Genomic DNA, 22,286 nt, shown 5'->3' on the forward strand with positions numbered 1-22,286 from the left:
CTGATTCATCATTTCCCTAAATATTAATTATGCATTTAATTAATTACAAGCGAGTGTTGCTATGACATCTGAAATCGCCGCCCGGCCGGCGCCGTCGATCCGCCTGCTGTTCAGCGCGCTCCTGCTGGTGATGCTGCTGTCGGCGCTGGACCAGACCATCGTGTCGACCGCGCTGCCGACCATTGTCGGCGAACTCGGCGGGCTGGATAAGCTCTCGTGGGTGGTCACGGCCTATATCCTGAGCTCAACCATCGTGGTGCCGCTGTACGGCAAATTCGGCGATCTGTTCGGGCGAAAAATCGTGCTCCAGGTGGCGATCGTGCTGTTCCTCGTCGGCTCGGCGCTGTGCGGCCTGGCGCAGAATATGACGCAGCTGGTGCTGATGCGCGCGCTGCAGGGGCTGGGCGGCGGCGGCCTGATGGTGATCAGCATGGCGGCGGTCGCCGACGTGATCCCTCCGGCAAACCGCGGCCGCTATCAGGGCCTCTTCGGCGGCGTGTTCGGCCTGGCGACGGTCATCGGGCCGCTGATCGGCGGTTTTCTGGTGCAGCACGCCTCCTGGCGCTGGATTTTTTATATCAACCTGCCGCTGGGGCTGTTTGCTCTGCTGGTGATCGGGGCGGTATTCCACAGCAGTAATAAGCGCAGCGCGCACCAGATCGACTGGCTGGGGGCGTTTTACCTGAGCATGGCGCTGCTGTGCATTATCCTCTTCACCTCCGAAGGCGGCAGCGTGCGGCCGTGGAACGACCCACAGCTGTGGTGCATTCTGGCCTTTGGCGTCGTGGGCATTATTGGCTTTCTTTATGAGGAACGGGTGGCCGTGGAGCCGATTATTCCGCTCTCGCTGTTCCGTAACCGCACCTTTCTGCTGTGCAGCATGATTGGTTTTGTGATCGGCATGGCGCTATTTGGCTCGGTGACCTTCCTGCCGCTCTATCTGCAGGTGGTGAAGGCGGCCACCCCGACCGAAGCCGGGCTGCAGCTGATCCCGCTGATGGGCGGCCTGCTGCTGACGTCGATCGTCAGCGGGCGGATTATCAGCCGTACCGGTAAATACCGCCTGTTCCCGATCCTCGGTACCCTGCTGGGCGTGGTGGGGATGGTGCTGCTGACCCGCATTACGATCCATTCGCCGATGTGGCAGCTGTATCTGTTTACCGGCGTGCTGGGGGCGGGCCTGGGGCTGGTGATGCAGGTGCTGGTGCTGGCGGTGCAGAACGCGATGCCGGCGCAGATGTACGGCGTGGCCACCTCGGGGGTGACGCTGTTTCGCTCGATTGGCGGATCGATAGGCGTGGCGCTGTTCGGCGCGGTATTTACCCACGTGCTGCAGAATAACCTCCAGCGCCTGCTGCCGGAGGGCGCCGAGCTGCCCAGGGCGCTAAACCCGGAGGCGGTACAGAACCTGCCGACGGCGATCCGCCTTGATTATCTCGACGCCTTCGGCGCGGCCATTCACGCCGCCTTCCTGATGGCCGCCTGCATTATGGCCGTTGCCTTTGTGCTCTCGTGGCTGCTGAAAGAGGTGCCGCTGAAAAAGGCGGCACGCTAGGCGGTTCCGGCGATGCGCAGAAGCGCCCGGCGTAGCGCCGGCGCGGCGAAGCTGAGGAACTTGCGCAGCTTGAGCGGGGCCAGATCCCGGCTGGTATACAGCAGGTGCACCGGCGTCGGCTCGGGTTCGACCGATTCCAGAATGAGCTGCAGCTCGCCGCGGGTCAGGCCGTCGATGGCCTGATAGTGCAGCAGCCGCGCCACGCCAACCCCGAGCCGGGCGGCGTCAGCGGCGCTTTCCGGGGTGGTGACCGACAGCACGGCGCGCAGGGTTACCAGCTGGTCTGCCGCTTCGGCGGCGCGAAAGCGCCAGCCGCTGTAGGGCATCGGCGATTCAATAGCAATAATCGGCAGCCCGGCCAGCTCGCGGGGGCGCTGCGGCACGCCGTGCTTTGCCAGCAGCAGCGGCTGGGCGCAGGTAACAATGCGCATCTCCCCGAGGCGGGTGGCCACCATACCGCTATCCGGCAGAGTGCCAATGCGTACCGCCAGATCGACGTGGTCGTCTATCAGGTCAACGTTACGGTCGCTGAGCAGCAAACGAACGTTAATTTGCGGATAACGGGCGAGAAAATCGCTCACCACCGGCAAAACGTGGACGCGACCGAACATCGTCGGCGCGGCGATCACCAGCTCGCCTTTGGGCTGCAGATACTCGCCCGCCGCCTGCCGCTCGGCGTTCTCCACCTCTTCCAGGATCCGCCGCGCGGCGGCAACATACTCCACGCCGGCATCGGTTAGCGTAAGCCGGCGGGTGGTGCGGGTCAGCAGGCGCGCGCCGAGCGCGCTCTCCAGCTCAGCAATGTTGCGGCTGACGGTGGTCAGCGGCGTGTTCAGCGCCCGCGCCGCCGCCGACATACTGCCCAGTTCGGTAACCTTCACCAGCAGCGCCATCGCGCTTAATCGGTCCATTATTATCCCGCCTTACGGAAAGATGATTGCCAGATCACCAGTATTATCATTTGTCGCAGTAGAGTCCATGCTGTGGGCAGTGATACGAAATGCGGAGGATCTATGGCCGGTGACTTTCTTGGTATTGCCATCACCCCGGATGTGATGGATGTCCAGCATGAAATGGGCAGCGACGGGCTGTGGCAATCGCCCCACGGCCACCGTCAGGCGGATCGCTTTACCGCCAGCGAGGAAGCGATGATTACCTCCCGGGACAGCTTTTATCTGGCGACCGTTTCGCAAACCGGCTGGCCCTATATCCAGCACCGCGGCGGGCCGCCCGGCTTTCTGCATCTGCTGGATGAGACCACCCTGGCAATGGCTGATTTTAGCGGCAACCGGCAGTACATCAGCACCGGCAACCTGCGGGGAAGCGCCAGGGCGTGCCTGTTTTTGATGGATTACCCGCGCCGTGCCAGGCTGAAAATCTACGCCACCGTTGAGGTGCTGGCGGCGGATGACGCTCCCGCGCTGCTGGCCCGGGTGAAGCCGGAAAACTACCGTAGCCGCGTTGAGCGCATTTTTCGCTTTCATCTGCAGGCGTTCGACTGGAACTGCCCGCAGCACATTACGCCGCGCTATAGCGCTCAGCAGGTGGCGGAATATAGCCAGACGCTGCAGCAGCGTATTCACGACCTTGAGCAGGAGAATCAGCGCCTGCAGCAGTTAACCCGCACAGGAGAAGATCATGACTGAACAACGCCCGCCGCTGCCGCCGTTTACCCGCGAAAGCGCGGCGCAAAAAGTACGTGCCGCCGAAGACGGCTGGAACAGCCGCGATGCGCAGAAGGTGGCGCTGGCCTATACCCCCGATAGCGAATGGCGCAACCGCAGCGAGTTTGTGCACGGGCGCGCGGAAATCGTCGGCTTCCTGCAGCGCAAATGGCGCAAAGAGCAGGAGTACCGGCTGATTAAGGAGCTGTGGGCGTGGAGCGATAACCGCATTGCGGTGCGCTTTGCCTACGAGTGGCGTGACGACAGCGGCAACTGGTTCCGCTCGTACGGCAATGAAAACTGGGAGTTTGATGAGCACGGCCTGATGCGCACGCGCTACGCCTGCATCAACGATCTGCCGATCGGCGAAAACGAACGCCTGTTCCACTGGCCCCAGGGCCGCCGCCCTGATGACCATCCGGGGCTTAGCGCTCTGGGGCTGTAAAGCAGGCGTTAACTTACGGGTTAATCGGCTTGCGGGAAATCGACAACCGTATCGTTAACCCGATTCACCATGTTGGTGAACAGAATGGTGTCCGGCGAGTGGTGACGCCGGTTCAGGAGAAAATAGTCGTCCGGTTTTCGGTTGTCGTCTTTAGGGCAGAAGCCCCAGAATCCTGCGCATAACAACAAAACCGGAGGACATATGGATTTCGCACAACAACATCACCAGGCCACGCCGGTGCTGCTGGCTAACGTCTGGGATGTCCCCAGTGCCAGAGCCGCGGCTGCAGCGGGCTATTCGGCTCTGGGCACTTCCAGCGCCGCGATTGCCAACACCTTTGGCTATAACGATGGTGAAGAGCTCTCGTTTGCTGAGCTGCTCTTGCTCGTCACGCGTATCCGCGAGCAGGTTGCGCTGCCGCTGAGCGTGGATATGGAGTTCGGGTATGGCGCCAGCGTCGCAGAGGTGGTAGATAATCTGCGCGCGCTGGCGCAAACCGGCGTGGCAGGCGTTAATCTTGAGGACAGCCTGGTGGCCGACGGTGAGCGGCGCCTGGTGGATGCTGAAACCTATGCCCACCGCCTGCGGGCGGTCAAAACCGGACTGGAGCAGGCGGGCGTCGCGTTGTTTCTTAATATTCGTACCGATCCGTTTTTGCTTAACCGACCGCAGGCGCTGGCTGAGACGGTTGCCCGAGGTCAGCTGTATGCGCGAAATGGGGCTGACGGCCTGTTTGTCCCTTGTGTTACCGAGGCGGCGGATATTGCGGCGATAGCGGCGGCGGTTGCGCTGCCGCTGAACGTCATGGCGCTGCCCGCGCTGCCCGATATTGACCAGCTGACTCGTCTCGGAGTGAAGCGGATTTCTATGGGCAACGCGCTGCATAGCGCCCTGCAGGGGTATCTGCACTCTCTGCTACATAACGTGCGGCAGCAGCAATCGTTTAAAGGGGTATTCCGCAATGCAGGTGACTGACAAAGGGTTATGCGATACCTGGTATGAGGCGCTGGTGGCCCGCTCATCCCAATACGCCGGGCTTTTTTACGTCGGCGTGAAAACCACCGGCGTGTTCTGCATCGCCACCTGCCGCGCCCGCAAGCCAAAGCGGGAAAACGTGGCGTTTTATAGCGATTTTAAAGCCGCGCTCAGCGCCGGCTTTCGCCCGTGTAAGATTTGTCGGCCGACGGAAAACGCCAGCTCCGCGCCGCCGATGGTGGAGCAGGTGATGCAGCAGCTGCGCGCCGCGCCGAAGGTGCGGATCACCGACGACCATCTGCGCCAGCAGCACATCAGCCCGGAGCGCATGCGCCGCTGGTTTAGCCAGAACTACGGCATGACCTTTCAGGCCTTCCAGCGGATGCTGCGGGTCAATACCGCCCTGCAGGAGCTACAGGGCGGGCGCAGCGCAACCGACGCGGCGTTTGACAGCGGCTACGATTCGCTCAGCGGCTTCGGCTATACCTGCAAAAAGCTCACCGGCCGGGCGCCGAGCAAAGCGGGGCGGGTGATCCTGATCCAGCGCTTTACCACCCCCATCGGGCCGATGTTTGTTTGCGCCACCGAGCGCGGAGTTTGCCTGCTGGAGTTTGTCGACCGACGGATGCTGGAAAGCGAATTTCGCGACCTTCAGCGCCTGCTGGCGGCCAATATTATTGCCGGGGAAAACGCCCATACGCGCCAGGCTGTGGCGGAGATCGGGGAATATTTTGCCGGCCAGCGGCAGCGCTTCTCCCTGACTCTTGACACCCCGGGCAGCGATTTTCAGCAGGCGGTCTGGCAGCAGCTGCGGGCGGTGCCCTACGGCACGACCGAGCATTATCAGGGGCTTGCCGCGCTGATGGGCAACGCGGGGGCGGTGCGGGCGGTGGCCAACGCCAACGGCGCCAACCGGCTGGCGATTATTATTCCCTGCCACCGAATTATCGGCAAAGATGGCTCACTCACCGGCTACGGCGGCGGCCTGGCGCGCAAAGAGTGGCTGCTGGCCCATGAGGCTAAATTCAGCAGATGATTTTATTTCCTGTTGCTGCTTTTGATGTTTAAAAGCCGACCATAAAGCCGTTATAGTTTCGTACGAAAATAATAATGACTTTCTAATGGACTAACAGGGTGAAGATAATGAAATTGCGTTTACGGACAGCCGCCGTAGTGGTGCTGGCGGGCCTGCTGCTGGCGGGTTGCGATCGGCAAGACGGCGATGCAAAACACATTAAAGTCGGCGTCATTAACGGCGCCGAACAGGATGTGGCGGAAGTGGCGAAGAAGGTGGCGAAAGAGAAGTATGGCCTCGACGTTGAGCTGGTTGGTTTTAGCGGCTCCCTGCTGCCGAACGAATCGACGAACGCCGGGGATCTGGACGCCAACGTCTTCCAGCACCGGCCGTTCCTCGAACAGGATAATAAAGCGCACGGCTATCATCTGGTGGCGGTCGGCAATACCTTCGTGTTCCCGATGGCGGGCTACTCGCGCAAGATTAAATCGGTCGCTGACCTCAAGGACGGGGCGACCATCGCCATTCCTAACGATCCTACCAACCTCGGCCGCGCGCTGCTTCTGCTGCAGCAGCAGAAGCTGATTACCCTCAAAGAGGGCACCGGGCTGCTGCCGACGGCAATCGATATCACCGCCAACCCGCATAGCCTGAAAATTATGGAGCTCGAAGGCGCGCAGCTGCCGCGCGTGATCGACGATCCCAAGGTCGATGTGGCGATCATCAGCACCACCTATCTCCAGCAAACCGGGCTCTCTCCGGTGCGCGACGGCATTTTTATCGAGGATAAAAACTCGCCCTACGTGAACATCATCGTCACCCGCGAAGACAATAAAGATGCGCAGAACGTGAAGGAGTTCATGCAGTCCTATCAGTCGCCGGAAGTGGCGAAGGCGGCGGAGACGATCTTCAACGGCGGCGCGGTGCCGGGCTGGTAATGACTGACACTGGGAGAGGTGTATATGATTCGGCAACGTCAGGCGGATGTGCTGCTGGTCGCCGCCACGGTCATCGCCGCGTGCGGGTGGATATTTTCGCGTGAAGCCATCGCCGGGATGCCGGTTTTTGCCTTTCTCGGCCTGCGCTTCTTTTTCGCCGCGCTGCTGCTGCTGCCTTTCTGCCGCGGTTTTCGCGTCGAGAAACGGCAGTGGCCGCCGATACTCATCAGCGGCCTGTGGTTTGCGCTAAACCTGTGCCTGTGGATTTACGCGGTATCGACCACGCCGTCGCTGGGCGAGGGGGCGTTTATCATGAGCCTGTCGATGCTGTTTGTACCGCTGACCGCGTGGGCGATGATGAAAACGCGCCCGGCGCGCGCTTACTGGGAGTGCCTGCCGCTGGCGATCGTCGGCCTTGCCCTGCTGAGCCTGCATATGCCGATTGCCTTCCACCCCAGCCAGGGCTGGTTTCTGCTTACCGCGCTGGTGCAGTCAATCTGGTTCTGCTACACCAGCCGCTGCGCCCGCGAGGTGCCGCTGATCCCGCTGACCGCCGTGCAGCTGGGGATCACCGGGCTGGTGGGGCTGGCGATCTCGGCAGCGGTTGAAAGCTGGGATCGGCCGTTTACCCTGCCCACTTTCGGCTGGCTGCTCGCCAGTATCGTTATCGCCACCAGCCTGCGCTTCGGCCTGCAGATGAAGGGGCAGAAGTACGCGGCGGTTGCCAGCGCGGCGATTATTATGGTGCTCGAACCGCTGCTGACGGTGATTGCCGCCGCCCTGTGGTATCACGAGCAGCTGCCGCTGCAGAAGATTGTCGGCGGCGTGCTGATCCTCGTTGCCCAGCTGTGGTTCCGCTGGCGCATGCTTAAGCCGCTACGCTAAACCACCGCGCTGCTGCGCCATCAGGTGCAGCAGCGGCACCAGCGATAGCCCGTCCGGCATCTCGCCGCGGGCGATCAGCTCCCGGATCTCTTCGAAGGTAAACCAGCCGGTTTCCATCACCTCATCCTGATCGGCGTCCATTCCGACGTACTCCAGATCGCGGGCAAGCCAGGTGATGAACAGCTGGTCGCTGCTGCCGTAGGAGGGGTTATAGCGGATTATCTCTTCGGCGTTTTTGGCCTGCCAGCCGGTCTCCTCGCGCAGCTCACGCAGGGCGGCCGTCCGCGGCTCTTCGCCTTCATCGATGCCGCCTGACGGGATGGCCCACACCACCTGGTCAATCAGATAGCGGTAGTGGCGGATCAGCAGCACTTTACCCTGCTGCATCGCCACAACGCCTACCGCCGGGCGCGGGTAGTGGATGGCGTAAAAGTCGCGGCGTTCGTCGGCAGTGACGTCGATAGCCACCTTGCGCATACTGAACCACGGGGTATGGGCAATCACTTCGGCGTCGTGCATATCGGCGGCGGTCAGTCTCTTTTTCATCGGGGCCACTTCTCCAGAAAATTGAGCGTTCAGCACAGCATAGCCGGTGGCCGCTGGCAAGCGGGGAAAGTTGGCCCAATCTCATCGATCATTGCCCGAATGCCCATATTGCGCCAGGCTTGTGGGACGTACGATGTTCGCCAGATTACCCCGAAGAGGAACGAGCATCATGAACATCACCCACATCCGTAACGCGACACAGATTATTGAATATGCAGGTAAAAAATTCCTGATCGATCCGATGCTGGCGGATAAGGCCGCCTGGCCTGGATTTGCCGGTACCGCCCGCAGCGAGCAGCGTAACCCGCTGGTGGCGCTCCCCTTACCGCTCTCTGCCATTATTGACGTTGACGCCGTGATCGTGACCCATACCCATGAGGATCACTGGGACGAGGCGGCGATCGCCGCGATCCCCAAGGCGCTGCCGGTTTTTGTCCAGCATGAGGCCGATGTCCGGCTGCTGCGGGGCCAGGGATTTAGCGATATTCGCCTGCTGTCTGAGAGCAGCGAATTTGAAGGCGTGAGCCTGCGGAAAACCACCTCCGGGCAGCACGGGAGCGATCGCACCTACGCCGTGCCGGCGATGGCGGAGCGCCTGGGCGAAGCCTGCGGCGTGGTGCTGCGTCATCCGCAGGAGAAAACGCTGTGGCTGGTGGGGGACACCATCTGGCGCGATGAAATCGAAGCCGACATGATCCGCCTGCGCCCAGACGTGGTGGTGCTGAATGCCGGATATGCCCACGTCATCGGCTTTGGGCCGATCATCATGGGCAAAGAGGACGTGCTGAAAACGCACTTTACCCTGCCGGAGGCGCAGATCGTCGTCGGCCATATGGAAGCGGTGAACCACTGCCTGCTGAGCCGCCGGGAGCTGAGTGAGTACGTGGCTGATAACCAGATTGCCGGGGTGGTCAGCATCCCGCAGGATGGGGAAAGCGTGGTATTTTAAGCTCCTGGCCGGGAGGGGAGGCAGCGATGAAATTAACCGAAGTGGCGATTGTCGCGGTGGAAGGGTTTAGCCCGTTTCACTACTCCGTTCCCTGCATGCTGTTTGGCGACAGCGTGTCAGAAACAAAGCGTTTTAATCTCCATCTGTGCGCCGAGCGGCCGGGGATGTTGAGCGCCCGCGACGGCTTCGCGCTCCACGCCCGGGATGATTTTACCGCCCTTGAGCGGGCGGATATTGTGGTGGTGCCCTACTGGGGGGCGGTGAATCAGCGCCCGCCGCAGGCCCTGCTCGATAGCCTGGTGCGGGCGCGGGATAACGGCGCCGAAATTGTTGGTCTCTGCCTGGGGGCATTCGTGCTGGGCTACGCCGGGCTGCTGGACGGCAGGCGAGCGGCGACCCACTGGGAGTTTGAGCAGGATTTTCAGCGTCTTTTTCCGCAGGTGCAGCTGGATATCAATGCGCTGTACGTCGATGACCGGCGGATAATCACCTCGGCGGGCACCGCGGCGGCGCTCGACTGCTGCCTGTATATTATTCGCCAGCGCTTCGGCAGCCTGGCGGCCAACCAGATTGCCCGGCGGATGATCGTTCCGCCCCATCGCGAAGGCGGCCAGGCGCAGTTTATCGCCCAGCCGGTGCCGAAAAGCACCCGCGATGCGCGCATTAACTGCCTGCTTGAGTATCTCCAGCAGCATATTCACGAAGCGCATAATCTCGATTCGCTGGCGCAGGTGGTGGCGATGAGCCGCCGCACCCTGACCCGTCATTTTGCAAAGGCCACCGGGATGAGCATTGCCGACTGGCTCACCGCCGAGCGGCTGCGGCGCAGCCAGATGCTGCTGGAAGCGGGCGAGATGCCCGTTGAGCAGGTGGCGGAAATGGTCGGATTTCGCTCCGCCGTCACCTGGCGCCAGCAGTTTAAGTCCCGATTCGGCGTCAGCCCGGCGGAGTGGCGGCGGACCTTTCGCCGGGGGGCTTAGCCGGCGAGGGTGGCGATGTCGATCACGAAGCGATATTTGACGTCGCCGTTGACCATCCTTTCCCACGCTTCGTTGATCCGATCTCCGCGGATCAGCTCAATATCGGCGACGATGCCGTGTTCGGCGCAGAAATCGAGCATCTCCTGGGTTTCCGGGATCCCGCCAATCATCGACCCGGCAATCGACCGACGACGAAATATCAGGTTAAACACTTCCGGCGACGGGTGCGGAGTTGCCGGCGCGCCCACCAGAGTCAGGGTACCGTCGCGTTTAAGCAGCGTGGTGAAGGCATCGAGGTTATGTGGGGCCGCCACGGTGTTAAGAATAAAGTCGAAGCTTTTGACGTGCGCCGCCATCTCCGCCTCGTTGCGCGACACCACCACTTCGTCCGCCCCCAGCTCTTTGGCCGCGTCACGCTTGGATTCCGAGGTGGTAAAGGCCACCACGTGAGCGCCCATGGCGTGAGCCAACTTGATCCCCATGTGCCCCAGCCCGCCGATGCCGACGATGCCCACTTTTTTGCCAGGCCCGACGTTCCAGTGGCGCAGCGGCGAGTACGTGGTGATACCGGCGCACAGCAGCGGCGCTACGGCGGCCAGCTGCTCCTTCGGGTGGCGCACGCGCAGCACGTAGCGCTCGTGAACGACGATTTGCTGGGAGTAGCCGCCCAGCGTATGGCCGGGCGCATCCTGAGTGGGGCCGTTATAGGTGAGCACCGTGTGGTCACAGTAGTTTTCCAGCCCTTCCTCGCACTCTTCGCACTGCTGACAGCTGTCGACCATACAGCCGACGCCCACCAGGTCGCCCACCGCGTGGCCGGAGACGTGTTCGCCGACGGCGGTCACCCGGCCGACGATTTCATGCCCCGGCACGCAGGGATAGATCGTCCCGGCCCATTCGGAGCGGGCCTGGTGCAGGTCGGAGTGACAGACGCCGCAGTAGTCGATGGCGATCTGCACATCGTGCGGCCCAGGCTCGCGGCGGGAGATGGCCATCGCGGCCAGCGGCTGGCTGGCGGAATTGGTACCAATAGCGTTGATCTGCATAGCGAAACCTCTTCTGAATAATCGTGCTGAACGGGGCGGAGGGAGGTGCGTGTTTTTTGCGCGGCAACGCTAAGCGTAGCCTGGCCAGCGCCGGGCGGGAGGGGATTAGCTCAAAGGGTTAAAAAGGGGCGGACGATCCCCCGGCCGGCGGGGGAACGGGGGTGACATTAGGGTTCAACGGCCGTCAGATAATCCAGGCGCAGCGGCTCGGCCAGCAGGTCGTCCATCTGCGCGATAAACGCCTGGAAATGCGGCAGGGCGATGTGCTCCTCCAGCGCCGCCTGGCCGCGCCAGGACTCGCGCATGTAGAAGGTATCCGGCGCATCGCGCAGCTGGAACAGGGCATAATCGACGTTGCCCGGCTCCTGGCGGGTCGGCAGCAGCAGCGCCCGAAGGGCCTGGCGCAGCGTCTCGGCTTTTCCCGGCTGCGCTTTCAGTACCGCAATGATAGAGATTGCTTCCGCCGTCATCTTAGAACCCTTCCAGCACGATTTTGCCCACCGCGCGTCCGGTTTCGAGCTGAGCGTGCGCTTTCTGCAGATTTTCCGCGGTGATCGCGCCGTAGTGTGCGCCGAGCGTGGTTTTAATCGTTTTATCATCAATCAGCGCGGCGACGCGGGTCAGCAGCCGATGCTGGGCAATGATATCCGACGTTTCAAACATTGAGCGGGTAAACATAAACTCCCAGTGCAGCGAGATGCTTTTGGCCTTCAGCGGCCGGGCGTCGAGGGTTTGCGGATCGTCGATCAGCGCCAGTTTGCCCTGCGGCGCGAGGGCATCAATCAGCTGCGAATAGTGCTGTTCGGTGTTGTTCAGGCTGGCGACGTGGGTCACTGCCTTCACTCCGATACGGGCCAGCTCTTCGCTCAGCGGCTTACTGTGGTCAATTACGTGATGCGCGCCGGCGTCCAGCACCCATTTCTGGCTCTCCGGGCGCGACGCCGTCCCGATCACCGTCATCCCGGTCAGTCTGCGAGCCAGCTGGGTCAGGATGGAGCCGACGCCGCCCGCCGCGCCAACGATCAGCAGCGTGTCGCCCGTATTGCCGCCCTCCTGGACGCCCAGGCGATCGAATAACAATTCCCAGGCGGTAATAGCGGTGAGCGGCAGGGCGGCCGCGGAAGCGTTATCCAGCGAGCGCGGCTTGAGGGCGACAATTCGTTCGTCCACCAGCTGAAATTCCTGATTGCTTCCCGGGCGGCCCAGCGCGCCGGCGTACCAGACCTCATCGCCCGGCGCGAACAGGGTGACCGCATCGCCAACGGCTTTGACCGTGCCAACCGCATCCCAGCCCAGCACCCGCGGCGTATCGGCATCGAATCCGGCGCGTACCTTAGTGTCCACCGGGTTAACGGAAATGGCCTTTACCTCAACCAGCAGGTCATGGCCCTCGGCGGTAGGAACCGGCAGCTCGATGGCGCTTAAAAAGGGGATATTGCGGCCTTCTGCCGCTGCGCGGGTAATCGCGATTGCTTTCATATACTCTCCGGTTTGCGAATGGGTTCATCGGTTGAATGCGTCGAGGATAGACCGGCACCGGCCGGGGAAAAACGGTCCGGCGGCGATAAGAGTTATATTCAAAAAGAGAAAATCGCTTGCCCAACAAGGAGCGGACAGTCCGGCCCCCGCTGTTTCATATTTGAGAATAATTTTGCGTGAACTTCAAAAATATTAATTCCTGAAGTAATGAATAATAATATTGCGTTATAGCGCAAAGTTTACGCCTTGACTCACGCCACGCTGCGTGCGACTTTCTTTATATCAAATAATAAACAGAGTTTCATATTTGAGACAAAAATATCATCATCGCGATATTTAGCTGATTGTTTCACCGCTGAGACAAATTAATTAAAAACGCCGCTATTTAGCGGCGGCGGACTTCTGTTGTTTATTAAAATATAAAGTGAGGCATGTGCTATGCGTAAAATTATCATCACGCTGCTGCTGGGCGCGTGTACCGGGGGCTTCGCGCATGCGGAGCAAGGAAAGCCGTTTCCGCATCTCGGCTGGCGCAGCGCCGATAATCTTGCCGGCGTGGATTTCGGCGGCGCCCTGCGGGCCAACTACCGTTATGAAGACTGGCACGGCAGTAATTATCGCCACCCGCCGCATCTGCGTTTTGATACCTTTCGTATCGACAGCAGCGGGTTTTATAATAACTATTTCTTTGACGCCGGCGTCTGGTTTCAGGATCACCATAAATATGCCGTCGACCGGGCCTATGTGGGCTATCGTTTAAACGATAATAACAATATTACGCTCGGTATTCCGGGTAAACCTTTTGGCCTTGAACCCTATCCGCAATTCGGCTGGTCCTACGGCATTCCCTTTTATTTAGGCTTTGGCGTCAATGCCGGCAGCGGGGTGAACTATCAATATCATGATAATAACTGGTCGCTGGATGCGGCTTATTTCCCGTGGATGGAGCCGGAAAATCTGCGCTATGCGCCGGAGGTGGGCGACTACAGCCGCCTGAAGAACACCATTTACCCGAGCCAGCATCAGCAGCGTAACGAGAAGCGCGATCAGGTGAACGTCCGCATCGCCAGGGAGTTTCACGGCGGAGGCTGGAGTAACGAGCTGGGCGGCTCCCTGGCGCTGGCGCGTCTGCACAATCGCGAAACGGACGATGACGGCACCTTCTGGGCGGCAGGCCTGCACGGAATGGTGCACAACGGGCCGTGGCAGCTCACGTCGCAGGTGATTCGCTATCAGTACGATCCTAAGAACCCGGCGGGCGTTAGCGACGATACGATCCTGATGGGCGGCAACGGCCTGACGCCGGCCTATCTTATTCCGGCTAAGGCTACCACCGCGTCGCTAAACCTTGCTCGCGACGTCGATGTGAAGTGGGGAGCGGTATCAAAGCTGCGTTTCTATAACGACTACAGCGTGCTGTGGAAAGACAAAAGCGGCTGGCAGGATTCGCAGATGAATACCCTTGGGGTGCAGGTATTTGCCCTGCCGGTGATGCTGTGGGTCGATCTCAGCTGGGCGAAGAATGCCAATCCCTGGGGCGGAGCGCTGAACGCCACGGGCTGGACCAGCACCGAATCCGAGGGCAGCGGCAAATGGTATTTCCGCACTAACGTCAATATTGGGTACTACTTCTGATGAGGTGGGGCAGGGAGGCCCCTGCTGTTTTTACCGGCCAGGGCAGGCTCTGGTTTTCCTCGCGCAACATCCGAAGTCATTTGCCAAACGGTCATGCATGGCGCTGAAAGCTAAAGGTTAAATTCTACGCCTGGATGGGAGAAAGCGAAAAGGTCGAAAATAGGCTGAATGCAGAATCGATTTTAATGACGGATTGAAAGAGTGATACCCGCGCCTGGCACAGAATTCACCATCAAATGGTGTAGAGGAGAGCAACTGGCGGAAGATCACAGGAGTTGAACCTGCCCGGGACCGCTGGCGGCCCCAACTGGATTTGAAGTCCAGCCACCTCACCGGAGATGACGATCTTCCGCGCCTCGATTGCTACATGGAGGCGGGGCGCATTATAGCTACTTTCAGTCATTTACCACATACCTAAACGCACTTTTTTACTGTTAAAACTGGACTTTACAGAACACTCCTGGTCAAACCCCTTCAAAATCCGTGGCTTACACTTTTTTACATTCTCGCCCGTTAGCGCAATATCGTCTTCGCGGGGGTTGCCGCGTCGATTTGCCCGTCAAAAAAGCCCGGAAAGATGCGGTGAACGATGTCTTATGGTTAAAAAAAGCCAGAAGCGCTGTTCTCCTGGAAGGACGACGGGGACGTTTTTGCTTCAGTCTGCAGCCGATACGGCAGAGATGAAAGGTTTTTTTATTCCATTTATTAGCAAAAAGTAATATCTGTTTCATTGCGGTGACTCACCCCACAGACACTATCGCCGTTCGGTGATAGCGTAATCTGCCGCTGAGAGGAGCCCGGAATGGATTTAGAAAACATCTTTCGTGACGTTAAGCTGAGTAAAACGGAAATGACCGTCCTGCGCTCTATTCAGCACGATCCTGAACGCTGCGTGCGGGAGGGGATCCGCGCCGTCGCCGAGCGCTGCTACAGTAACCCCTCTTCACTGGTGCGCCTGGCAAAGAAGCTCAAGTTCAGCGGCTGGCTGGAGCTGGTCTATTTTATTAAATTCAATATCACCATGCCTAAGCTCGATGTTACCAACGACATCGACTATATGAGCATTCTGCCGGCGGAGCAGGTCACCCCGCTGCTGGAAAGCCTGCAGCAGCACCGCATCCTGGTCCACGGCAGCGGCTTCTCGCAGCTGATTGCGCAATATATTTATAATAAGTTTCTGGTGACCGGCGTAAATGCCAGCCTCGCGCTGTGGCCGGATTATGAAATTCTCGAACAGAAAAACGCCGCCAAATTTGACTCGATCTGGATAATTTCTAAATCCGGGCGCAGCAGCTCGGCGCTAAACTGGGTGAAGGCGCTGGAGGGCAAAGAGATTAACCTGGTCTGCTTTACCGGCGACTATCAAAGCCCGCTGGCTCAGGCGGCGGATACCGCGTTTATTATTCATGACCCGCAGAAGTTTGATGATGATATTTACTGGAGCAACCCGTTTTTCGGCTACTGCATATTGGGCTTTGAGCGCTTTCTGAAGATGTGGTTTATTCAGACCGCAAAAGGCAGGGCGGACGATGCCCTTTAGACGCGGCGCCGCAGCGCTTCCGGGCTGCGGCGTTGAGGCAGCAGCCCGGAGGCTGGCGAAGACTACCGCCAGTCGGCAACCAGCTTATCGTCGAGGTAGGCGTTAACCAGCTTCTGCGCCAGCGACCAGGAGCCGACCAGCGGATGAGCCATCAGAGCCCGTATCGCCAGCGACTTATCCCGCTGCAGGATCGCCGCCACCGCCAGACGCTCATACTCTTTGACGCTGGCGATCATGTTCTTCTGCGCCGTCGGCACGTGCGCCGGGGTGACCGGCTTCAGGCCGTCTTTGCTCAGATCGCAGCTAATCTCAATCACATCATCCGGGCGCAGGAAATCGAGAGTGTCGTTATTGGATATCGACACCACGATACGCTTGGTGGTGGTGCTGTTGACCGCCTCCAGGATATCCAGCGCCACGCCCGCGTAGCCGCCGGTATCCGGCTCTTCGATAAACTGCTGCAGGGTAAGCGGCTCGCGGGTATGGAACTTCTCCTGCTGCGACTCATTCTGCATATAGCTGTTTTCCCGGCGCAGGTAGTGCTTCATCCAGATATTGAACGCCGCTTCCGGGTTGGCCCGTACGTCAACGGTTTGCAGCTCATCGCGCATATCGCGGTTGATGCGGGCGATCTGTTCCCCGCGAGTTTCCGGCGCTTCCTGAATCGCTTTTAACGCCACCTCGCGGTAGTAGTAATAGTAGAGATATTCGTTCAGCAACTGCTTGTCGCACAGTTCAACCAGCTCGGGCGAGAAATACTGCATCGCCGTTTTACGATACAGATCCGGGCTGGCGATCAGGCGTTCGGTCACGTCTTCTCCGCGCACCGTAAAGTGGGTAAACCAGGAGAAGTGGTTCAGGCCGTAGCACTCGACGCCAAGGTCACGCTCGTCGCAGCCGAGGATCTCCGGCAGCTCGCGAATCAGCTCCGACGGCGCATCGCAGATACCGTATACCCGGCGCTTAAAGCCCGACTTGATAATCGCCTCAGTCACCAGCCCCGACGGATTGGTGAAGTTAAACAGGATCGCGTCCTCGGCGGCGTGCTCTTCGATGAGGCGGCAGTAGTCCAGAATCGCTGGTATTGAACGCATCGCCATGGCAAAACCGCCGGCGCCGGTGGTCTCCTGGCCTAACGTATTATGCTCAAGCGCAATGCGCTCGTCGCGAATACGGCTCTCGTCGCCGCCGACCCGCAGGGTGGTAATAACGTAGTTGGTATTCGTCAGCGCGGCAACCGGATCGCGGGTAACGCTAAAGTGAATATCCGGGCGGATAGCCTGGAAGACGTAGCGGGCGATCTCGCCAAAGACGGCCAGGTTATCTGCGGAGCTGTCGAGAAATACCACTTCCGTTAAACCAATGCGGTGCGCGTTATAAGCCAGTGATTTTGCCAGGAACGCGGAGCGAACGCCGCCCCCGCCTAATACGGTTAATTTCATAAATAACTCCTGATTAATTTTCTGCGAGCCAGCTATCAACCCGGGAACGAACCTGTCCCACCTTGACGCCATAAATAACCTGTACTTCATTTCTGTTGCGCACTACGCCGTTGGCGCCGGTGCTTTTCAATATATCATCGTCAACCAGTTGCATATTTTTAATAGCGACCCGCAGGCGGGTGAAGCAGTTATCAACGGAAATAATATTATCCTTACCGCCTAAGCCATTAATAATTTCATCGGTGACCGCCGACTTATCGTTCATCTTTTTGCGATAGTCCGCTTTGCTATATAGCTTCACATTTTCATCGTCTTCGCGGCCCGGCGTTTTCAAATTCAGTTTTACCACCAGGGTGCGGAAAATAACGTAGTAGACGGCAAACTGTCCGATACCGATAAGCACATAGCCGGGCCAGCGCGTGAGCGAAACCGGCAGCGGCAGGTTATAAATCAGGAATTCGATCAGCCCGGATGCGCCCCACGGACGAACGGTGAAGATGTCGCAAATTGCCTGCGAGGCGGCGGTTAACGTCGCGTGGATCACCCACAGCAGCGGCGAAACAAACAGGAAGGTGAACTCAATGGGCTCGGTAATCCCGGTCAGCATCGAGGTGATAATGGCGGGCAGCAGAATCGCTTTGGCCAGCATTTTCTTCTCAGGCTTCGCGGTGTGGTAAAACGCCAGCGAGGCGCCGGCCAGGCCGAAAATCGTGGTCATCCCCTGCTGGGAGAAGCGCAGGGCTTCGTTCATCACCGGGGTGAGATCCGGATGGCGCATATAGGCGAGGAAAATAGCCTGGGTGCCGGAAACGACCTGCCCGTCAACGTTCAGCGTGCCGCCGATCTGCGTCAGCTGGAACGGCGACCACACGAAATGATGCAGGCCGGTGGGGATAAGGAATTTTTCAAAGAAACCGTAGACGAAGACGCCCGCGACGCCGGCGTTTTTCATAAACCCGGTTAACGCCGCGATGCCGTGGGTCATAAACGGCCAGATCCAGGTGAAGGCGATGGCGTAGAATATGATAACGGGCGTCATGGCCACGAGGGTCAGCTTCGCGCCGCCGTACATCGACAGCGCGCCGGGCAGCTCAATAGCGGAGACTTTATTATGTACCCAGGCGATGGTGCAGCCGAGAATAATGCCGAGGAATACCCCCATATCGACCACCACGAACCCTAAGATCTGCGTCTGGCCGGTACCGTAATATTCGCCGTTAATTTTTTCGGCAATGCCGTGAGTATGCTCCAGCCACGAGTGGTTGGCCCCCAGGAACATGATAAAACACATGACCGAAACCAGCGCCACTTCCGTTTTTTTATCTTTTGCCAGGCCGTAGCTAATACCGACGCAAAACAGTAATCCGAGATTGCCGAATAATGGCCAGAAGGTATCGCCGAGCAGCTGTCCAAGCTGGTGTAAAAAACTGGTTTCAGAAATTAATGTTGGGTTAGTTAAGACAGAACTGAGCGCCAGAATTAAACCGATGACCGGCAAGAACAATACTGCACCGATCATCGCTCTGGAGAATTTCTGCATATTCTCCAGCGCATGTTGACGTATTGCGGACATAGTTGTTCCTTTTATTTTTGTAGGTACAGGGACTTTAATTATTTTTTTGACTTCCAGTGTTTTGGTTATAGCAATTCTGCTATTTGAAAGGAACAGGTTGCGGGAAATAGGTACAAACAGCCGCAAAATGGCAACAGGTTTCGGGGGCGGGAAATATCAGGAGGCCTTCTCCCGGCAGGGAGAAGGCTGGAGGACGAGGAAATTAAGGCGCGACGGGCGCAGGCTGGGCGCCGCTTACCTCGCCGTTGCGCATCACCTGCGCAACCTGCTGTTTTTCCATATTGGTCGCGCTGAGCTGGCCGTTCACCGTGGGCCTGAGCGGCGCATCGGCCAGCACGCTGCCGCTGGCGGTTAGCTGGAAATTGCCGTCACCGGAAACCGGCAGCGCGGGCCAGCCCCACGCCTGCAGGACGTTCAGCGGTACGCCGCGCCCGTTCAGGCTGAGGTTAACCTGGCGCTGGGGAAGCTGCGACACCGCGGCGGTGGCCTGTAAAATACCGCGCTCGGTAAAGGCGCTAAGCTCGTTGATATTGACCGTTGAGGCGTTGGCGCTGAGCTTAAGCGACGGGCGGCGGACGTCAACGCGGTTAAAGGTCGCCGCGGCGGCGTTGAGCGTCGCGCTGCCGTTCCATACGCCCCAGCGCCGATCCTTCACCAGCTGCAGCTCGCCGCCGTAGCCGTCAAGGGCGGTGACCTGCCAGGGGAACTGCGGGTCGATATCGATGACCAGGTTGCGGCTGGCGCCAAATTTCTTCAGCGTCAGGCTCTGCAGCCAGGCCGGCAGCGGCTCCATCCACAGCTGTTTCCAGTTTTCCGGCAGAGTATATTCCAGCCCGGCAAAGGCGGTGTCATCCAGCACCAGCGCCTTGCCGTCGCGCAGCCAGCGGCCGGAGGTGCGCACCATCCCGCCTTCCCAGCGCGAGGTAAACTGACGCAGGGCGATACCCTGCGGCGAGAATTCGGCATTAAGGATTGGATCGAGGAAGTGCAGCGAGCCGTTAATGAATTCGCTGGCGTTCATCGACAGGGTACCGTCCTCGCTCTGCCAGTCGCCGTGGCTTAAGGTCAGATTGCGCAGGCTGAGGTCCAGGCCGGTGACCGCCCAGTCGGTTCCCTGCAGGCTGGCATCGGTCACATCGAGGCGACCAATTTGCAGCGAAGGGACGGTGGTCAGCGGGGCGAAGAAGTCCGCCAGCGCTTTATCGCTCTGCAGGCGGGTTTCATTAAGCTGCAGATTATCAACCAGCCAGCTGCCGTCGGCGCCGCGTTTAGCGTTGCCGGTTAGCGTTCCGCGGGCAATATCGGCGCCGAGAGTGGACAGCGTGACTTCGCCATTATCAATACTTCCCTGAATCAGGACGTTGCTGGCCTCAACCCCGTTAAGAGTCAGCGAACCCGCGCTCATCTGAATCTGCGCTTTTTTGCCCAGCACGTTGCCCGCTTCCGGCGCCCACGGGCTGACGCCGCCGGTCACCCGCTGCGCGCTCAGGTCCCAGCCGGTTTCCGGGCTGTTAAACGCCATATTGCGCAGCTGCAGGCGGTCGGCGGCAAAGGGCAAAGAGGCGGAGGAGGGGGAGAGGTTTAACGTCCCGTCGCTGAGCACAATCTCATCGGCATGCAGCGGATCGCTGAACTGGCGCGTGCTGAAACCGATATCCACCGTTTTGGCAACCAGCGTCGGGGGTTTGCCGTCGCGACCGAACGTCACGTTTTGCAGCTGCAGGTGGAGAGGCGCAGAGAAATCGTGATCCATCGCATCGAAGGAGACCTGCCAGCCGGTGCCGTCGCTCAGCCAGGCGCTGGCCTGACGCGAGCCCCAGTGGGTCTGTAGCAGGAACCAGGCGGCAACGATCGCGACCAGCAGAACGGCCAGCAGCCAGAGAATCAACTTTCCAGGAAATTTCATGGTCTTACATCCTGAGCGAGGCACATAAGGCTGTTATGCCCGAATTATGCGCAATCCTCAAGACAGGAATTGTGTAATCAGATGATGTGAGGGGGCTAAAAGGGGCAAACTGCGGGCTGCCCCGGCCGCCGTGCGCGGCCGGGGAGCAAGGCGGGATCAGTTTTTCTCTGGCGGGAAGACCAAATTCAGCACAATCGCCGTAATACCGCCGGCGGCGATACCGGAGGAGAGCAGGTTCTTCAGCCAGTCAGGGGCGAACTGCAGGATCAGCGGCTGCTGGGAAACGCCGAGACCGACCGCCAGCGACAGGGCGATAATCAGGATCGCCCGGCGGTTCAGAGGCTCGCGGGAGACGATGCGCACGCCGGATGCGGCGATGGTACCGAACATCACCAGCGTCGCGCCGCCGAGCACCGGCTCAGGGATATGCTGCACAAAGCCGCTTACCGCCGGGAACAGCCCGAGCACGATAAGCATCAGCGCCACCACAAAACCAACGTAGCGGCTGGCCACGCCGGTGAGCTGAATCACGCCGTTATTCTGACCGAAGCAGGAGTTCGGGAAGGTATTAAATACCGCGGAGACAAACGAGTTCAGGCCGTTGGCCAACACGCCGCCCTTCAGTCGCTTCATATACAGCGGGCCGGAAACCGGCTGCTCGGAAACGTCGGAAGTGGCGGTGATATCGCCGATCGTTTCCAGGGAGGTGATCATAAACACCAGCATCAGCGGCAGCAGCAGGTTCCAGTCAATCCCCAGCCCGTAATAGAGCGGGGTCGGCACCACAATCAGGCTGCTGTCGGTTGCCGCGCTATTGGCGGGGAGCATATCGAGCAGCCAGGCCGCCAGGTAGCCGGCCGCCATCGCGATAACCAGCGAAGCGATGCGCAGGTACGGGTTGCGCTGGCGGTTAAGAATAATGATCAGCCCCAGCACGATACCCGCCAGCAGCAGGTTTTTCGGCGCGCCGAAGGTGTGGTCGGCCATCGCCGCGTAGCCGCCGCCGATGGAGGTCAGGCCAACCTGAATCAGGGACAGGCCGATAATCATCACCACCACGCCGGAGACCAGCGGGGTAATAACGCGTCGCGCAAGGTGCAGAACGCGGGAGAGGACCATTTCCGTGCAGCTGGCCAGCATCAGGGTGCCGAACAGCGCGGCCATCATCGTCGGCACGTCGGCGCCGCCGGTTTTTAGCGCGGTACCGCCCATAATCAGCGGGGCGACGAAGTTAAAGCTGGTGCCCTGAATGGAGAGTAGCCCGGAGCCGACCGGTCCCCAGGCCTTAATTTGAATAATGGATGCCACGCCGGAAGCAAACAGCGACATGCTGATGATGTGCTGGGTATCCTGGGCGGGAAGACCCAGAGCCTGACAAATTAATAGCGCCGGCGTGATCACCGCAACAAACATCGCCAGCAGGTGCTGGAAGGCGGCGAACAGCGTTTGTGGCAGCGGGGGGCGGTCTTCGAGGCGGTAGATTAATTCGCTGGTTTGTTTATGCGCAACCGGTTGCGCATTTTCTGGCTCGGCGGTATTCACGGACATCACAAGCAATCCCAAGGTGGCAAAGCGGGGATTTTAGCGGACTGTAGTGCAAAAGCAAACGTTTGCCAGCGTTTGAGGAAAAATAATTCCGCCGAAAAAGTGTGGGGAAAAGGCATTCGCATGGCGGGGCGAAAAAGAAGCCCGGAGCCGGTGTCGGGCACCTTA

At 59.6% G+C, this 22,286-nt stretch carries 20 protein-coding genes, 1 tRNA gene and 1 pseudogene; 11 read left to right on the plus strand and 11 right to left on the minus strand.

What is annotated here, in order from left to right:
- The first annotated feature begins 61 nt into the window (after positions 1 to 61).
- Positions 62 to 1,555 carry an MDR family MFS transporter gene (locus MMW58_RS00305; protein ID WP_133600221.1) on the plus strand — a complete coding sequence of 498 codons (1,494 nt, stop codon included), beginning with the start codon at positions 62 to 64 and terminating at the stop codon, positions 1,553 to 1,555.
- Here MMW58_RS00305 and MMW58_RS00310 read toward each other — a convergent pair.
- The gene (locus MMW58_RS00310; protein ID WP_133600220.1) at positions 1,552 to 2,466 is read right to left on the minus strand and encodes a LysR substrate-binding domain-containing protein; all 915 of its coding nucleotides are present in this window, start codon (positions 2,464 to 2,466) and stop codon (positions 1,552 to 1,554) included. The two genes, MMW58_RS00305 and MMW58_RS00310, sit on opposite strands and share 4 nt — an antisense overlap.
- A gap of 102 nt (positions 2,467 to 2,568) precedes the next feature.
- Between MMW58_RS00310 and MMW58_RS00315 the strand changes: the two genes are divergently transcribed.
- On the plus strand, positions 2,569 to 3,201 hold the full coding sequence (locus tag MMW58_RS00315) for a pyridoxamine 5'-phosphate oxidase family protein (protein WP_241722570.1): 633 nt from the start codon (positions 2,569 to 2,571) through the stop codon (positions 3,199 to 3,201).
- Positions 3,194 to 3,664 (plus strand): nuclear transport factor 2 family protein, encoded by a 471-nt coding sequence (locus MMW58_RS00320; RefSeq protein ID WP_076946316.1) that lies wholly within the window; start codon positions 3,194 to 3,196, stop codon positions 3,662 to 3,664. The genes MMW58_RS00315 and MMW58_RS00320 overlap by 8 nt, the downstream gene beginning before the upstream one ends.
- Positions 3,665 to 3,684: 20 nt before the next feature.
- On the opposite strand, the pseudogene MMW58_RS00325 reads toward MMW58_RS00320, so the two are convergent.
- A pseudogene (locus MMW58_RS00325) lies at positions 3,685 to 3,750 on the minus strand (carboxymuconolactone decarboxylase family protein); the annotation flags it as partial.
- Positions 3,751 to 3,865: 115 nt separating this feature from the next.
- On the opposite strand from MMW58_RS00325, the gene MMW58_RS00330 reads away from it, so the two are divergent.
- From MMW58_RS00330 to MMW58_RS00345, 4 genes are all read left to right on the plus strand, one after another.
- Complete coding sequence (locus MMW58_RS00330; RefSeq protein ID WP_241722571.1) at positions 3,866 to 4,639, plus strand: isocitrate lyase/PEP mutase family protein; 774 nt, start codon at positions 3,866 to 3,868, stop codon at positions 4,637 to 4,639.
- A complete protein-coding gene (locus MMW58_RS00335) occupies positions 4,626 to 5,675 on the plus strand; it encodes a bifunctional transcriptional activator/DNA repair enzyme AdaA (RefSeq protein ID WP_241722572.1) in 1,050 nt (349 codons plus the stop codon). The genes MMW58_RS00330 and MMW58_RS00335 overlap by 14 nt, the downstream gene beginning before the upstream one ends.
- Positions 5,676 to 5,782: 107 nt before the next feature.
- A complete protein-coding gene (gene nlpA / locus MMW58_RS00340; protein WP_123709530.1) occupies positions 5,783 to 6,592 on the plus strand; it encodes a lipoprotein NlpA in 810 nt (269 codons plus the stop codon).
- 24 nt (positions 6,593 to 6,616) lie between these two features.
- Positions 6,617 to 7,477, plus strand: a complete 861-nt coding sequence (locus tag MMW58_RS00345; RefSeq protein WP_241722573.1) for a DMT family transporter — start codon at positions 6,617 to 6,619, stop codon at positions 7,475 to 7,477.
- Here the strand turns inward: MMW58_RS00345 and MMW58_RS00350 are convergent.
- Positions 7,469 to 8,023, minus strand: coding sequence for an NUDIX hydrolase (locus tag MMW58_RS00350; protein WP_241722574.1), 555 nt, complete (start codon positions 8,021 to 8,023; stop codon positions 7,469 to 7,471). The genes MMW58_RS00345 and MMW58_RS00350 overlap by 9 nt on opposite strands.
- A 169-nt stretch (positions 8,024 to 8,192) precedes the next feature.
- On the opposite strand from MMW58_RS00350, the gene MMW58_RS00355 reads away from it, so the two are divergent.
- Together MMW58_RS00355 and MMW58_RS00360 are read left to right on the plus strand one after the other, a co-directional pair.
- Positions 8,193 to 8,972, plus strand: coding sequence for an MBL fold metallo-hydrolase (locus MMW58_RS00355; RefSeq protein WP_241722575.1), 780 nt, complete (start codon positions 8,193 to 8,195; stop codon positions 8,970 to 8,972).
- A 26-nt stretch (positions 8,973 to 8,998) separates the two neighbouring features.
- Entirely contained in the window at positions 8,999 to 9,952 is a 954-nt protein-coding gene (locus MMW58_RS00360) for a GlxA family transcriptional regulator (RefSeq protein ID WP_241722576.1), read from the plus strand.
- Here the strand turns inward: MMW58_RS00360 and MMW58_RS00365 are convergent.
- From MMW58_RS00365 to MMW58_RS00375, 3 genes are all read right to left on the minus strand, one after another.
- On the minus strand, positions 9,949 to 10,998 hold the full coding sequence (locus MMW58_RS00365; protein WP_241722577.1) for an NAD(P)-dependent alcohol dehydrogenase: 1,050 nt from the start codon (positions 10,996 to 10,998) through the stop codon (positions 9,949 to 9,951). The genes MMW58_RS00360 and MMW58_RS00365 overlap by 4 nt on opposite strands.
- Before the next feature lie 167 nt (positions 10,999 to 11,165).
- On the minus strand, positions 11,166 to 11,468 hold the full coding sequence (locus tag MMW58_RS00370; protein ID WP_241722578.1) for a putative quinol monooxygenase: 303 nt from the start codon (positions 11,466 to 11,468) through the stop codon (positions 11,166 to 11,168).
- 1 nt (position 11,469) lies between these two features.
- On the minus strand, positions 11,470 to 12,477 hold the full coding sequence (locus MMW58_RS00375; RefSeq protein WP_159236648.1) for a zinc-binding alcohol dehydrogenase family protein: 1,008 nt from the start codon (positions 12,475 to 12,477) through the stop codon (positions 11,470 to 11,472).
- Positions 12,478 to 12,915: 438 nt separating this feature from the next.
- Between MMW58_RS00375 and MMW58_RS00380 the strand changes: the two genes are divergently transcribed.
- On the plus strand, positions 12,916 to 14,112 hold the full coding sequence (locus MMW58_RS00380) for an OprO/OprP family phosphate-selective porin (protein WP_241722579.1): 1,197 nt from the start codon (positions 12,916 to 12,918) through the stop codon (positions 14,110 to 14,112).
- A 256-nt stretch (positions 14,113 to 14,368) separates the two neighbouring features.
- Here MMW58_RS00380 and MMW58_RS00385 read toward each other — a convergent pair.
- Positions 14,369 to 14,463, minus strand: a tRNA-Sec gene (locus MMW58_RS00385).
- Between the two features lie 451 nt (positions 14,464 to 14,914).
- Between MMW58_RS00385 and MMW58_RS00390 the strand changes: the two genes are divergently transcribed.
- The gene (locus MMW58_RS00390) at positions 14,915 to 15,652 is read left to right on the plus strand and encodes a MurR/RpiR family transcriptional regulator (RefSeq protein WP_088911656.1); all 738 of its coding nucleotides are present in this window, start codon (positions 14,915 to 14,917) and stop codon (positions 15,650 to 15,652) included.
- Between the two features lie 62 nt (positions 15,653 to 15,714).
- Here MMW58_RS00390 and MMW58_RS00395 read toward each other — a convergent pair whose 3' ends face one another.
- The 4 genes from MMW58_RS00395 to MMW58_RS00410 all read right to left on the minus strand — a co-directional run bounded on the left by MMW58_RS00395 (position 15,715) and on the right by MMW58_RS00410 (position 22,121).
- Positions 15,715 to 17,094 (minus strand): family 4 glycosyl hydrolase, encoded by a 1,380-nt coding sequence (locus MMW58_RS00395; RefSeq protein ID WP_133600205.1) that lies wholly within the window; start codon positions 17,092 to 17,094, stop codon positions 15,715 to 15,717.
- 13 nt (positions 17,095 to 17,107) lie between these two features.
- Entirely contained in the window at positions 17,108 to 18,667 is a 1,560-nt protein-coding gene (locus MMW58_RS00400; protein WP_241722580.1) for a PTS transporter subunit EIIC, read from the minus strand.
- Between the two features lie 202 nt (positions 18,668 to 18,869).
- Entirely contained in the window at positions 18,870 to 20,573 is a 1,704-nt protein-coding gene (locus MMW58_RS00405) for an AsmA family protein (RefSeq protein ID WP_241722581.1), read from the minus strand.
- 156 nt (positions 20,574 to 20,729) lie between these two features.
- On the minus strand, positions 20,730 to 22,121 hold the full coding sequence (locus MMW58_RS00410) for a nucleobase:cation symporter-2 family protein (RefSeq protein WP_241722582.1): 1,392 nt from the start codon (positions 22,119 to 22,121) through the stop codon (positions 20,730 to 20,732).
- Positions 22,122 to 22,286 lie beyond the last annotated feature (165 nt).

This window comes from Klebsiella sp. HC6, from assembly GCF_022605325.1.
In the GTDB taxonomy this organism is placed as follows: domain Bacteria; phylum Pseudomonadota; class Gammaproteobacteria; order Enterobacterales; family Enterobacteriaceae; genus Klebsiella; species Klebsiella terrigena.

Coding starts and splice junctions, on each gene's coding strand:
- MMW58_RS00305 (WP_133600221.1), top strand. CDS start 62: ATGACATCTGAAATCGCCGCCCGGCCGGCGCCGTCGATCCGCCTGCTG.
- MMW58_RS00310 (WP_133600220.1), bottom strand. CDS start 2,466: ATGGACCGATTAAGCGCGATGGCGCTGCTGGTGAAGGTTACCGAACTG.
- MMW58_RS00315 (WP_241722570.1), top strand. CDS start 2,569: ATGGCCGGTGACTTTCTTGGTATTGCCATCACCCCGGATGTGATGGAT.
- MMW58_RS00320 (WP_076946316.1), top strand. CDS start 3,194: ATGACTGAACAACGCCCGCCGCTGCCGCCGTTTACCCGCGAAAGCGCG.
- MMW58_RS00330 (WP_241722571.1), top strand. CDS start 3,866: ATGGATTTCGCACAACAACATCACCAGGCCACGCCGGTGCTGCTGGCT.
- MMW58_RS00335 (WP_241722572.1), top strand. CDS start 4,626: ATGCAGGTGACTGACAAAGGGTTATGCGATACCTGGTATGAGGCGCTG.
- nlpA (WP_123709530.1), top strand. CDS start 5,783: ATGAAATTGCGTTTACGGACAGCCGCCGTAGTGGTGCTGGCGGGCCTG.
- MMW58_RS00345 (WP_241722573.1), top strand. CDS start 6,617: ATGATTCGGCAACGTCAGGCGGATGTGCTGCTGGTCGCCGCCACGGTC.
- MMW58_RS00350 (WP_241722574.1), bottom strand. CDS start 8,023: ATGAAAAAGAGACTGACCGCCGCCGATATGCACGACGCCGAAGTGATT.
- MMW58_RS00355 (WP_241722575.1), top strand. CDS start 8,193: ATGAACATCACCCACATCCGTAACGCGACACAGATTATTGAATATGCA.
- MMW58_RS00360 (WP_241722576.1), top strand. CDS start 8,999: ATGAAATTAACCGAAGTGGCGATTGTCGCGGTGGAAGGGTTTAGCCCG.
- MMW58_RS00365 (WP_241722577.1), bottom strand. CDS start 10,998: ATGCAGATCAACGCTATTGGTACCAATTCCGCCAGCCAGCCGCTGGCC.
- MMW58_RS00370 (WP_241722578.1), bottom strand. CDS start 11,468: ATGACGGCGGAAGCAATCTCTATCATTGCGGTACTGAAAGCGCAGCCG.
- MMW58_RS00375 (WP_159236648.1), bottom strand. CDS start 12,477: ATGAAAGCAATCGCGATTACCCGCGCAGCGGCAGAAGGCCGCAATATC.
- MMW58_RS00380 (WP_241722579.1), top strand. CDS start 12,916: ATGCGTAAAATTATCATCACGCTGCTGCTGGGCGCGTGTACCGGGGGC.
- MMW58_RS00390 (WP_088911656.1), top strand. CDS start 14,915: ATGGATTTAGAAAACATCTTTCGTGACGTTAAGCTGAGTAAAACGGAA.
- MMW58_RS00395 (WP_133600205.1), bottom strand. CDS start 17,094: ATGAAATTAACCGTATTAGGCGGGGGCGGCGTTCGCTCCGCGTTCCTG.
- MMW58_RS00400 (WP_241722580.1), bottom strand. CDS start 18,667: ATGTCCGCAATACGTCAACATGCGCTGGAGAATATGCAGAAATTCTCC.
- MMW58_RS00405 (WP_241722581.1), bottom strand. CDS start 20,573: ATGAAATTTCCTGGAAAGTTGATTCTCTGGCTGCTGGCCGTTCTGCTG.
- MMW58_RS00410 (WP_241722582.1), bottom strand. CDS start 22,121: ATGTCCGTGAATACCGCCGAGCCAGAAAATGCGCAACCGGTTGCGCAT.